The 12,314-nt window shown below is 62.0% G+C and carries 11 protein-coding genes; 3 read left to right on the top strand and 8 right to left on the bottom strand.

Going from position 1 to position 12,314, the window contains the following annotated elements; all coding sequences use genetic code 11:
- Positions 1–18: 18 nt before the first annotated feature.
- From KVO92_RS19465 to KVO92_RS19455, 3 genes are read right to left on the bottom strand one after another with little or no spacing between them, the layout of a single operon-like run.
- Positions 19–564 (bottom strand): DUF2937 family protein, encoded by a 546-nt coding sequence (locus KVO92_RS19465; RefSeq protein WP_217477151.1) that lies wholly within the window; start codon positions 562–564, stop codon positions 19–21.
- Positions 564–1,340: a class II glutamine amidotransferase gene (locus KVO92_RS19460; RefSeq protein WP_217477150.1), complete on the bottom strand. Its 777-nt coding sequence runs from the start codon at positions 1,338–1,340 to the stop codon at positions 564–566. The genes KVO92_RS19465 and KVO92_RS19460 overlap by 1 nt, the downstream gene beginning before the upstream one ends.
- Positions 1,341–1,397: 57 nt before the next feature.
- Positions 1,398–1,865, bottom strand: coding sequence for an MFS transporter (locus tag KVO92_RS19455; protein WP_217477149.1), 468 nt, complete (start codon positions 1,863–1,865; stop codon positions 1,398–1,400).
- 214 nt (positions 1,866–2,079) lie between these two features.
- Between KVO92_RS19455 and KVO92_RS19450 the strand changes: the two genes are divergently transcribed.
- Positions 2,080–2,520 (top strand): universal stress protein, encoded by a 441-nt coding sequence (locus tag KVO92_RS19450; protein WP_217477148.1) that lies wholly within the window; start codon positions 2,080–2,082, stop codon positions 2,518–2,520.
- Between the two features lie 31 nt (positions 2,521–2,551).
- On the opposite strand, the gene KVO92_RS19445 is transcribed toward KVO92_RS19450, so the two are convergent.
- Together KVO92_RS19445 and KVO92_RS19440 are read right to left on the bottom strand one after the other, a co-directional pair.
- Positions 2,552–3,244, bottom strand: a complete 693-nt coding sequence (locus tag KVO92_RS19445) for a DUF6901 family protein (protein WP_217477147.1) — start codon at positions 3,242–3,244, stop codon at positions 2,552–2,554.
- 105 nt (positions 3,245–3,349) lie between these two features.
- Positions 3,350–5,260, bottom strand: a complete 1,911-nt coding sequence (locus tag KVO92_RS19440) for an ATP-binding cassette domain-containing protein (protein ID WP_217477146.1) — start codon at positions 5,258–5,260, stop codon at positions 3,350–3,352.
- Between the two features lie 260 nt (positions 5,261–5,520).
- Between KVO92_RS19440 and KVO92_RS19435 the strand changes: the two genes are divergently transcribed.
- Positions 5,521–7,449 carry a transglycosylase SLT domain-containing protein gene (locus KVO92_RS19435; protein WP_217477145.1) on the top strand — a complete coding sequence of 643 codons (1,929 nt, stop codon included), beginning with the start codon at positions 5,521–5,523 and terminating at the stop codon, positions 7,447–7,449.
- 102 nt (positions 7,450–7,551) lie between these two features.
- Here KVO92_RS19435 and KVO92_RS19430 read toward each other — a convergent pair whose 3' ends face one another.
- The 3 genes from KVO92_RS19430 to yegS form a co-directional block, all read right to left on the bottom strand.
- Positions 7,552–8,355, bottom strand: coding sequence for an MOSC domain-containing protein (locus KVO92_RS19430; RefSeq protein WP_217477144.1), 804 nt, complete (start codon positions 8,353–8,355; stop codon positions 7,552–7,554).
- Between the two features lie 25 nt (positions 8,356–8,380).
- Complete coding sequence (locus KVO92_RS19425; protein WP_217477143.1) at positions 8,381–9,313, bottom strand: chemotaxis protein CheV; 933 nt, start codon at positions 9,311–9,313, stop codon at positions 8,381–8,383.
- 124 nt (positions 9,314–9,437) lie between these two features.
- Positions 9,438–10,367 (bottom strand): lipid kinase YegS, encoded by a 930-nt coding sequence (gene yegS, locus KVO92_RS19420; RefSeq protein WP_217477142.1) that lies wholly within the window; start codon positions 10,365–10,367, stop codon positions 9,438–9,440.
- A gap of 370 nt (positions 10,368–10,737) precedes the next feature.
- On the opposite strand from yegS, the gene KVO92_RS19415 reads away from it, so the two are divergent.
- Positions 10,738–12,174, top strand: a complete 1,437-nt coding sequence (locus KVO92_RS19415) for an undecaprenyl-phosphate glucose phosphotransferase (RefSeq protein ID WP_217477141.1) — start codon at positions 10,738–10,740, stop codon at positions 12,172–12,174.
- Positions 12,175–12,314 lie beyond the last annotated feature (140 nt).

The following is a 12,314-nucleotide window of genomic DNA, read 5'->3' as shown; positions in this document are numbered from 1 at the left end:
CAACCGCTCAAGTGCTCTTTACGGCGTACCGCCCGGGCGGCCGGTGCGAGAAACGCGGCGGCTGCGCGCCCGGCGATGCGGGAACAGCAGGTTGCGCAGCATCAAGTAGAGGCATTCGGCGACCCACGCCAGCAGCAACGCGCAGGCTATGCCCCAGGCGATCGCTTCCGGAGCCAACAGGACCTGGAAGCGATAGCCGCTCCAGACCTGGCGCCGGAGATCGCCATCTGCCCCTAGCAACACATGCCAGGCTTGCGCGTACCAGGGCCCCTGCATGATCCGCCATTCCCACTCAAGCAAACGGACGCGCTCGACCAGCGCCGAGACGCTGCGTGCATCGCTCTGTATGACGGGATCCTCGCTGGCCCGATAGTGCTCGACCAGCGCATTGAGATCGCCTTTGAAGAAGCGCCCAGCGGTTTCCTGAAAACCTTCCAGGCCTTGTTGCGCCTCGAGCCGACGCGCTTCGACGTGACGTGCATACGCCTCGATGAAGCCCGGCACCTGTACGCCGATCAACAAGCCAAGGGCAAACAGGGCCAGGCGCACATAGCTACGCAGCATTATTCGGTCCGTCCGCGCGCGACGCACTCGCCCAGCCGCCAGAGTGTCCACTCGCCCGGCTGATGAACGTCCCACTGCTCGTTGTCAGTCAATGGCTCGGTGGCCACGACGGTCACGACATCGTCCGGCGTCGTCTCGGAGGTGAAGTCCACCGCCAGCTCGGCGTCTTTCAATTGGGCAGGCCCGAAGGGAGCGCGGCGCGTGATATGCGCCAGCTTGGTCGTGCAGAAGCTGAACAACCACTCGCCATTGCTCAGCAAGCAATTGAACACACCCTTGCCTCGATAGCCGGCACAGGCTTCGAGCAGGTGCGGCAACAGGTCCTCGGCTGCGACGCGATCCGGGAAATCGCCGCGCACGCGGTTGAGCAGGTCGCAGAAGGCCGCTTCGCTATCGGTATCGCCGACTGGCCGGTAGAAGCCGGCAGCAGGCTGGAAATCGGCAAGCTGGCCGTTATGGGCGAAACACCAATGCTGCCCCCACAGCTCGCGGACAAAGGGGTGAGTGTTGACCAGCGAGACCTTGCCGACATTGGCATGACGGATATGGCCGATCACTACCTCGCTCTTGATCAGGTAGTGCTGCACCATCTTGGCGACTTCGGACTCGCAACTGGCCACCGGGTCCTGGAACAGACGTAAACCGCGTCCTTCATAGAAGGCGATGCCCCAACCATCCTTGTGCGGACCGGTACGGCCACCGCGCTGCATCAGGCCTGTGAAACTGAAATGGATGTCGGTCGGTACGTTGGCGCTCATGCCGAGCAGTTCACACATGCGAAGGGTCTCCCGTTACGTCTCGTTCACGCCTGGATGGCCGGTCGCCCGACAGGCTCAGAGCCGAGGTTCGGTCCGCGCCTGATAGCGGCCGGCGGGACGATAATCATCGTCCTCGTCCTCTTCGAGCCGCTCACGCAAGGTGCGTGGATCCTCATCGCGCTGCTCCGCCGACTGGCGCTGCTTGAGTCGACGTTCGATCGGCCAGCGTACCGCCACCAGCACGGCGTATAGCGCGAACGCAATCAACCCATACAACGCCAGATCGGCAACCGCACGCCAGGCGTTGTTGCCGACCTTGAACAGCAGATCGAGCGCCGTGATGGCCAGCGCTGGAGCGAACAGCTCACGCGTCGGGTCGACGATGGTCGGCGTCAGCAGAAGCACGGCTACGATCAACCGCAACGGCTCACGCAGCCAGCGCCACAATGGCCGCGTCATACGGAAGCACACCAGCAGGCAGCCCACCGCCGCAATCCCATAGATAGTCCAGGCGAGCAGGTAATCATTGGCGAATAGGAACATAAGGGTCTCTTGTAAAGCGCGCAGGTGGTTACCAATCTTTGCTGGTGCGCATCATAGCAGCCGCGAGCCTGCCGACCGCTGCTTCGCGACGCAATGACACGCTGGTCATCGTGCATGTAACGCCGTATAACGCTGCAAAACAAAAAAGGCTGGAAAGCCCCCACAGCGTGCCAAGAAGCCATACTTGTCACATGGATACAGCAGGAGAGCCATCATGACCTATCAACAGATTCTGGTCGCCGTCGACCTGACCGACGAGTGTCACCCGGTCGTCGCGCGAGCCCAGGCATTGGCTACCGCAACTGGCGCGAAATTGGCGTTAGTGCACGTCATCGAGCCAATGGCCATGGCATTCGGCGGCGATGTTCCGATGGACCTGTCGATGCTGCAACAGCAGCAATTCGATCAGGCCCGTGAGCGCATGAACGGCTTTGCCGAGCGCTATCCCAGCCTGACCGCAGAACAACGCCACCTGGCCTATGGGCAACCGCGCCAGGAGGTTCATCGCCTGGCCAATGAACAGGGCTGCGACCTGGTCGTGGTGGGCAGCCATGGACGTCACGGCCTGGCGTTGTTGCTCGGTTCCACCGCCAACGACATCCTTCACGGCGCGCCCTGCGACGTGCTCGCCGTGCGGCTGAAGAAACCCGAATAAGTCTCTGGCCGAGTGCCTGAGCCCAAGGGGCTCAGGCCAGCTCTGCCCCCTCGCCCGCACTCATCACCAGCGGCCGGATTTTCCTCAGCTGGGTTTCCAGCGAGTAGGTCAGGCTCGACGCCATGGAGAAGAAGGTCAGGAACGCCTTCAAGTTGGAATCGCCGTGACAGGTATCGTGGATACGCTGCCAGAACGCCTGGTTGACCAGCTGCAGCTGCTGAAACGAGCGCACCAGCCCACGGAGTTCCCAGTCTGCATGGCGCCCTTCGCGCAGGTTGAAATATTGCCGGGCCAGGTACAGCGAGACCGCGCGCAGCACGAATTCCTGATTGCTTGCAAACGGCAGATGCTGGTGCGCCATCGGCTTGAGCTTGCCCAGAACCGGGCAGGCGCTGGTCGCCATGATCACGCCGAGCAGCGCCCTCAGGCCCTCGTCCAACCCGACCAGCTTGTTGTACTCGCGCTCCGGCGTGCGCACTTGCACGTGCGCTTTCTTCACCGCCGGCAGCCCCTGAAAATCCTCGATGACCTGATGCAGGTCGACCGCAGCGGGGCAGTGGCTGAAGTGATCCCGACTCAACGGACAATTGTTGCACTGCTGATGATCCAGCCGCGTCCATTTCGGCGCCTTCGCGGCTGCGGCGTCATCGTAGACACGGTCCAACTCGATCCGGTAGCTGAACTCATGCTCGTCATCCAGGACGATGCGGTAATCGATTGCCATCTATGCTCCGTCCAATGCTGACAGATGTTGGATTGAATGAGATTGCTGGCCCGCCAACGAGGTAGCGGGCCCGTCAAGCTGACGACGCCGGGCGCCCCGCTCCGCTCAGTCCTCCAGCTCCGCCCAGCGCTCCACTAATTCGTCGAGCTCCTGTTGCAGTGCCTCGAGGCGAGCTAGCGTTTCGCCAGTACGCTCCGCAGTCTGCTGATAGAACGTCGGCTGCGCAATTTCGGTTTGCAACGAGGCGATGTTTTTTTCGACTGCGTCTATTTTTCCAGGCAGCGCCTCCAGCTCGCGCTGGACCTTGTAGCTGAGTTTCTTCTTCGCCGGCGCGGCTTCGGTGACCGCAGCCGCAGGTTTGCTCGCTGGCGCCTCGGCTTTCGTTTCCTTCGTTTCCTTGGACTCGGTTACGCCGAGCAACCTGGGTGATCCCCCCTGGCGGAGCCAGTCCTGGTAACCGCCCACATATTCACGCACCACCCCATTGCCTTCGAAAACCAAGGTGCTGGTCACCACGTTATCGAGGAAGGCGCGATCGTGGCTGACCATCAATACCGTGCCATCGAAACCGAGCAGCACCTCTTCCAGCAACTCGAGCGTTTCCACGTCCAGATCGTTGGTCGGCTCATCGAGCACCAGCAGGTTCGCCGGTTTGCTGAACAGCTTGGCGAGCAAGAGGCGTGCCCGCTCGCCTCCCGAAAGCGCTTTGACCGGCGTACGCGCGCGTTGCGGACTGAACAGGAAGTCGCCCAGGTAGCTCAGCACGTGCCGGCTCTGGCCATCGATGACGATGAAATCGCGCCCCTCCGCGACGTTGTCGATCACCGTCTTCTCCAGCTCCAGCTGGTGACGCAACTGGTCGAAATACGCCACTTCCAGACGGGTACCGGCTTCGACTGTGCCGCTGGTAGGCTGCAGATCGCCCAGCAGCAGCTTGAGCAGTGTCGTCTTGCCGGTGCCATTGGCACCCAACAGGCCGATCCGATCACCACGCTGCAAAACCATCGAGAAGTCGCGAACGAGCGGCTCACCGCCCGGGTGCGCGAAGGTCGCATGCTCGACCACGATGACCTGCTTGCCGGACTTTTCCGCCGCATCGATCTGAATGTTGGCCTTGCCCTGACGCTCGCGGCGCTCACTGCGCTCGGCGCGCAACGCCTTGAGCGCACGCACCCGGCCTTCGTTGCGGGTCCGACGGGCCTTGATACCTTGGCGGATCCAGACCTCTTCCTGAGCGAGCTTCTTATCGAACAGCGCGTTGGCGGTTTCTTCGGCCGCCAGCTGCTGCTCCTTGTGTACCAGGAAACTGGCGTAATCGCCGTTCCAGTCGATCATGTGGCCACGATCCAGCTCGAGAATCCGCGTTGCCAGGTTCTGCAGAAATGCACGATCGTGGGTGATGAACAGGACCGCACCGTTGAAGCCCGTCAGCGCCTCTTCCAACCAGGCGATGGCGCCGATGTCCAGGTGGTTGGTCGGCTCGTCGAGCAGCAGCAGATCCGGCTCGGACACCAGCGCCTGAGCCAACAGCACACGTCGCCGCCAGCCGCCGGAGAGCTCAGCCAGGGTTTTGTCGGCGGGCAATTGCAAGCGACTCAGCGTGCTGTCGACCAACTGCTGCAGGCGCCAACCATCCTTCGCCTCAAGCTCCTGCTGGACGTGCATCAACCTGTCCAGGTCGGCATCGTTCTGGATGTTCTGACTGAGATGATGGTAATCGGCCAACAGCTGACCGACTCCGGCCAGGCCTTCGGCGACCACGTCGAATACCGTGCGCTCGTCAGCCAGAGGCAGTTCCTGCGGCAACTCCCCGATTTTCAGACCGGGTGCCCGCCATATCTCGCCGTCGTCCGGCAGCTGGCTACCTTTGACCACGCTCAGCATGCTCGACTTACCGGTCCCGTTCCGGCCGATGATGCAGACCCGCTCACCCCGCGCTATCTGCCAGGACACACCATCGAGCAATGGGTTGTTGCCATAGGCGAGGGACACGTTGGTCAACTTGAGCAGGGTCATGACGATCTCCGGAAAACAGGGCGCGCAGTCTAGCAGAACACGCCTCTCAGCCGGGCGTCGGCGAGCGCCTTAAGCCGGCCGCCGAGGCGTCACCGAGGTGACCGAATCACCGCGCAGCCATTCGGCTAGACCGGTCTACACGTGCGTTCGTCGGAACCCATCACTTTGTTGGTTTCAAGCGCTTAATCCTCGTTTAACTGCTCGACACGGCGAGATAAGCTAGTGGCCAGCAATCCCATGCCCCCGTCTTCGGAAGTCTCATGCGCGGTCGACTCTCCACTCTCTGTTTCTGTCTTTTTTCCATCGCCTTTACCATCGAGACCACTCAAGCAGCCAGCCTCCAACAGCAACGCCAGTATTACGACGAAGCCAAGCGGGCCCTGGAAAAGGGCGACAGCGGCCCCTATCGGCGCTACGCAGCGCAACTGCGCGACTATCCACTTGAGCCTTATCTCGCATACGACGAGCTGACAGCCCGCTTGAAAACCGCCAGCAATGCCGAGGTCGAGAAATTCCTGACCGAGCACGGCGACCTGCCCCAGGCCAGCTGGATGAAGCTGCGCTGGCTACGCCTATTGGCAGCACGTGGCGATTGGAAGCCGTTCGTAGCGCACTACGATCCCAAGATGAACTTCACCGAGCTCGACTGCCTGTTCGGCCAGTACCAGTTCGCCAGCGGTCAGACGAAGCAAGCCTACGAGACCGCCGAAAGGCTCTGGTTGGTTGGCAAGTCGCAACACAACGCCTGCGATGCGCTGTTCGACCGCTGGGCAGCGGCCGGCCAGCTCACCGAGTCGCTGCGTTGGCAACGCACCAAGTTGGCCGTCGAGAGCGGCAACTATGGCCTCGCCAGTTTCCTGGCCAAAAGCTTGCCGACGCTCAGGGCGCAAGGCGAGTTGATGATCGACGTGGCGCAAAAACCACAGATGCTCGGACAGCCGGGTCGCTTCGCACCCGCGTCCCCCGCCATGGGCGATATCGTCTCGATCGGGTTGCGCCGCCTGGCGCGCACCGATCCGGAGAAAGCCCTTGGCTTGCTCGACAGCTACGCCAAGCGCCTGTCCTTCTCGACCGATGAGAAAGTTGCCATCGCGCGCCAGATCGGCCTTACCCTGGCCAAACGCTTCGATGCGCGGGCGTTGGCGGTCATGGCCGACTACGACCCCGAGCTGCGTGACGATACCGTCAGCGAATGGCGGGCGCGCCTGTTGCTGCGCCTGGGGCGCTGGGATGACGCCCACGCGCTGACGCAGCGGTTTCCCGATGCGCTTGCCAGCACCAGTCGCTGGCGTTACTGGAATGCGCGCAGCCTGGAGCTGGCCAAGCCCAACGACAAGCAAGCCGCCCTGCTCTACCAACCGGTGGCCGACGAGCGCGACTTCTACGGTTTCCTGTCGGCCGACCGTATTCATGCGCCTTACAAGCTCAACCATCAGCCACTCGCGCTCGACCCCAAAGTCGTGCAGAAAGTGCGCAACACCGCCGGCATCCGACGCGCCATGGAGTTTCATGCCCGCGGCCAGATCGTCGACGCTCGCCGCGAGTGGTATCACGTGAGCCGTCTGTTCAGCCGTGACGAGTTGGTTGCCCAGGCACGGCTCGCCTACGACATGGAGTGGTACTTTCCTGCTATCCGGACCATCAGCCAGGCGAAATACTGGGACGATCTCGATATTCGCTTTCCCATGGCATACCGCAACAGCATGGTGAGTGCGGCCAAAGCACGTGAAATCCATCCGAGCTGGGTGTTTGCGATCACGCGCCAGGAAAGCGCGTTCATGGCCGACGCCCGCTCGCACGTCGGCGCCACCGGGCTGATGCAGCTGATGCCCGCAACCGCGAAGGAAACGGCGAGGCGTTTTGGCATACCGCTGCAGTCGCCGCAGCAGGCGCTCAACCCCAACGTCAACATCCAGCTGGGCGCCGCCTACCTGAGCCAGATCTACGGGCAGTTCAAAGGCAACCGGGTGCTCGCCTCCGCCGCTTACAACGCCGGTCCCGGTCGTGTTCGTCAGTGGCTGAAGAATGCCGAACACCTGCCGGTCGACGTCTGGGTCGAAAACATCCCATTCGATGAAACCCGCCAGTACGTACAGAACGTATTGACCTACTCGGTCATCTACGGGAAGAAGCTCAACGCGCCGCAACCGCTGGTCGAATGGCACGAGCGCTATTTCGACGGTCAGTAAGCCACCACGCCGCCCTTGCTTGGGCGGCGACGACTCGATCAGGGAGCTGACGGTGTCCGCTTCCAAGGGCGGGCACCGTTGCGTCATTAGTTGTCGAAGGGGCTATTCGAGCACTTCGACCGGCATCCCCACGCTCAGCGCACCGGTACCTTCGGCAATGAGATTCTGGCCGAAGAACACGCCGCCATCGCCTTTGCGATAGCTCAACAAGGTGGTCAGGGGTTCGCGGTTGGGGCTCTGCTGGCCCGTGAGCGGATCGATGGTCGGGATGATGCAGCGTGAACACGCCTTGACCACGCGAAACGTCATGTCGCCGATACGAATGCGCCGCCACCGGTCTTCGGCATAGGGCGCCGCACCGGCGATCACCAGGTTCGGCCGGAAGCGCCTCGTATCGAGCAACTGCCCGACGCGCGCGGACAGATCGTCGAGCGAGCGCTGACCTATGAGCAGAAACGGAAAGCCGTCGCTGAACGCCGTCTGCTCACCGGGGTGAGCGTAGTCCTGGTCGATCTGAATACCCTGGTGCGCGGGAAGATGCACCAACCGGCAAGGACGATCGAGCAACCGCGAAAGCCATTCCGCCGCGGCATCCCCCGCATCAGGCGCCTGCAAGCTTTCGCGCCAGATCAGTACTCCGAGCGCGACGCTCTGCGCGTCGGGGACGGGTACCGGCAGCGGCTCCATGCCCGGCGCGCTCAGGACCAGGGTCGAGTCGCCTCGCCATAACGCGCTCAGCAATGCCATTCGCGGTAACACACGCTGCGTCAGGAACTTCCCGGTCGCGGCGTCGACGACCATCCAGCGGCGGTCTCCGACCAAGCCCAGTGCGTCGCATCGGGCCTCCGTCAGCTCTTCAGCGGAACCGGACTTGAGAGGGAAGCGGTACAGCGAAGACAGGTGCATACGGAGGCCTCGATCGGCTAGCGGGTCAGTGGGGTTCGTCCTGCATCAGGCGATCCCGGACGACATCCACCAGTTTCTCCGGCTGAAACTTGGAAAGGAAGTTGTCGCAACCGACTTTCTTCACCATCGCCAGGTTGAAGCTGCCGGACAGCGAGGTATGCAGCACCACATACAGGTCCCGCAGACGCGGATCGTTGCGGATTTCGGTAGTCAGCCGATAGCCGTCCATTTCCGGCATTTCGGCATCGGTGAACACCATCAGCAATCGATCGGTGAGGATTTCTCCGGCGTCGGCCCAGGCCTTGAGCTTGTTCAACCCCTTCATGCCGTCGCTCGCCGAATGGACGGTGATGCCGAGCTGACTCAAGGTTTCGCGCAGCTGCGCCAGGGCAACTGTCGAATCGTCGACGCAGAGCACCTCACGCCCTCTGGCGCGTTCGAGCACGGGGTCGGTCAGGCGCTCCGGCGAGATGCTGGTGTCATAGGGAACGATTTCGGCCAGCACCTTCTCCACGTCGATCACCTCGACCAATGCGTCGTCGACCTTGGTGATGGCGGTGAGGTAGTGCTGACGTCCAGCGGTCGAGGGCGGCGGCAACACCTCCTCCCAATTGAGATTGAGGATGCGATCCACGCCGCCGACCAGAAACGCCTGAATCGAGCGGTTGTATTCGGTCACGATGATAGTGCTGCGCTCGTCCGGCACCAGTGGTCGCAGCCCGATGGCGCGCGACAGGTCGATCACCGGCAGCGTCTGGCCACGCAGATTGACGACCCCGCAAACCGACCCGTGGCGGTGCGGCATCAGCGTCATCTTCGGCAGCTGCACCACTTCCTGCACCTTGAACACGTTGATGGCAAATTGCTGACGGCCCGAAAGCCTGAACATGAGGATTTCCAGGCGATTCTGCCCCACCAACCGGGTGCGTTGATCGACTGACTCTAGAATGCCGGCCATAGCGGGCTCCTTGTGAATAAGGGAACTAGGAAGCTATCGGCCGCAGACGTCCCCGCTTGATCCGTCATGGAAAGTATTTATCGGGCGCCCCAAACCGCGCCCGGCTCAAGCCGAGCGCGACGGATCAGGCAGTCTGCTGTTGAGCACGCGGCAAGGGTTCGTCGCGTAGCAGCGGGCTGTCGTCGGGCAGATGCAGCCGCAGCGCACGGCGCCTTACGGAGAACCGCATGCATTTCGCCGCACAGGGTTCGCCGTCAAGGTTGATGCTGATTTCGTCCGGCCCTTCAACCTCGAGCCATGGCACCCGCGCGGACACCGAAACGGTATCGATGCCCAGCAGGCCGCCGCTCAACAGCGTGCCGAGCGTCCCTACCGCATCGGCTGGAGCCGGCACGATACAGAGGTCGAGCAGGCCGTCGTCGATCGAGGCTTGCGGGCAAAGCTGCTGCCCGCCACCGGACTGGCGTCCATTGCCGATCCCGAGGGCGAGAAACTCTCCTTCCCAGGCGAAGTCCGGCGCGACGAACCGCCCCCAGGCAGCGCGCAGTTCGTTGAAACGCGACAGCCCGGTCAGCAGATAGGCGCTCCCGCCGAGCACCCTTTTCAATTCCTCGGAAGTGGTCGCCGTGACCTTCGAGCCGAAGCCACCGGTCGCCATGTTGAGGAAGGGCTCGCCATTCATTTCGCCGACATCCACCGGCACCGGCTCACGGCTGAGCAGGGTCAATGCCTCGAACGGTGCCAGCGGAATTTCCGCGGCATGCGCGAAGTCGTTGGCGGTGCCCAACGGCAACACGGCCATGCTCGCATCACTCCCGTTGGCCAGCAGTGCCTGCGCCATTTCCCGTACGGTGCCGTCCCCGCCACCGGCAACCAGCGTGCGATAGCCTGCATCGAGCGCCTCGCGCACCAGCCGCGCGGTATCACCCGCCTCCCAGGTCACCCTGACAGCCAGTTCGTTTCCCAGTTGACGCCATTCGCTGACCGCGGCTCGCAGGTCCTCGTTGACCGCTTGTTTCCCATGGAGCACCAGCAATGCCTTGGATGTGTTCATGCCAATCGTTTCCCGTTCAATACCGCAGATAAGACCCGCCGCAACGCCGGAAAGTTGTGGCTTGGTAGCCCCACAGCAGGGTTAAGCCGACTGCAGGCGCCGCAGACCATCGGTCAGAATCGAGCGCCTGCAAAAACGATAAACCGACCGGGTAAATTCGGTTTTTCTTTAAATTTCAGTCGTTTACACGGTTCATTTAATTCTAGGCATCCGAAGGCGACTTTACGTCTTTCGGGTGAACTCATTTCCAGGAAGACGGTCGGAGCAGTTGTCCAGCAGAAGGTTGCGATAGCGGCCTGCCATCAGAACCGCGGATCGCGGCGATCGAATCGAGTATTGAGCTAGCAATAGCCGTAGGAAGGAGCCTTGTATGCGCTTACAGTCCGTTGGAACCCTTGAGTACGCCCACCCCAGTTTCGTTGATTACTTCCTAGCCAGTATTCGCCTGATCCACGGCCTCACCTCCGTGCTGCCCGGCGTCCTGTTGCTGCTGTTTCTGCCGCTGGAATTGCCGGTAGGCGGCGGGACCTTCAGCACCTTCCTGATGTTCTTCGGCGTCATCAGCGTGGTCATCTTCCAGTCGGTCGGCATCTACAGCGAAGAGGTGTTCAGCACGCTGCTGCGCTTCCGCACAATGCTGGTGGCCTGGGCCGCGGCGTTCAGCCTGCTGATCTTCATGCACCAAGGACTGGGCATGTTCAGCTATCTCGAAGCCAAGCACCTGACCTTCTGGTTCGTCACCAGCGGCGTGCTGTTCGGCGCCGAGCGCCTGATGATGCTTGCGCTGTTCCGTCGCCTGATGGCCAAAGGCGTCTATCTGCAGAATGCGGTCATTCTGGGCGGCACCGACAACGGCATACGTGTGGCTGAGTATCTGGCCCACCATCGCGACATCCGCACCGGCGTTCTCGGCTTCATCGACGACCGTCTTGAGCGCCTGCCCAAGACCCTTGCGGACCTGCCGTTGCTGGGCAACACCCGCGACCTGGAGCAGATGATTCGCGAAGAAAAGGTCACCCAGGTGCTGGTCGCATTGCCCTGGTTCGCCGACAGCCGTATCGGCCAAGTCATCAATGAACTGCGCAAGTTGCCGGTCAACGTGCTGCTGGTTCCGGACATGGTCGCGTTTCGTCATGCCAACAAGCGCATCACCGAAGTCGGCGGCCTGCCGACGCTGATCGCATCCGACCTGCCGCTGCGTGGCTGGTCGCCGATGTTCAAGCGCATCGAAGACATCATCCTGTCGAGCCTCGCCTTGCTCGCTGCCGCCCCGGTCATGCTGCTGCTGGCGCTGGCGATCAAGCTGGATTCCCGCGGTCCGGTGCTGTTCAAGCAAAAGCGCTACGGCTACAACAACCGCCTGATCGAAGTCTACAAATTCCGCTCCATGTACCACGAGCGCAGCGACGCTAATGCCGACCGCCAGACCACCCGTGACGACGATCGCATCACCCGCGTTGGCCGCTTCATCCGCAAGACCAGCCTCGACGAACTGCCCCAACTGCTGAATGTGTTCCTCGGCAGCATGTCCATGGTTGGCCCGCGCCCCCATGCGACCGCAACCAAGGCCGCCGGCGTGCTGTTCGAAGACGCCGTGTCGGAGTACTCCGCGCGCCACCGCGTCAAGCCAGGCATTACCGGCTGGGCACAGATCAACGGCTACCGCGGCGAAACAGACACCCTCGAAAAGATCGAAAAACGCGTCGAGTTCGACCTGGACTATATCGAACGCTGGTCGGTCTGGTTCGACATCTACATCCTCGCTCGCACCATCCCTGCGCTGCTGTTAAACAAGGACGTTTACTGATTGCTGCTTGCATGACGGCGACTTACAGGGCGACCCGCCCGATACCCGCACGAGCACAGCAGGACGATTGAACTAATGACACGAGCGAATATCAGATTTGCGTTCCGTGACACGCGCGCCCAACCGCCCGTGAATTCAGG

Source organism: Stutzerimonas stutzeri (assembly GCF_019090095.1).
Taxonomy (GTDB): Bacteria; Pseudomonadota; Gammaproteobacteria; order Pseudomonadales; family Pseudomonadaceae; genus Stutzerimonas; species Stutzerimonas stutzeri_AN.
This window is presented reverse-complemented; position numbering and strand designations above follow the sequence as displayed.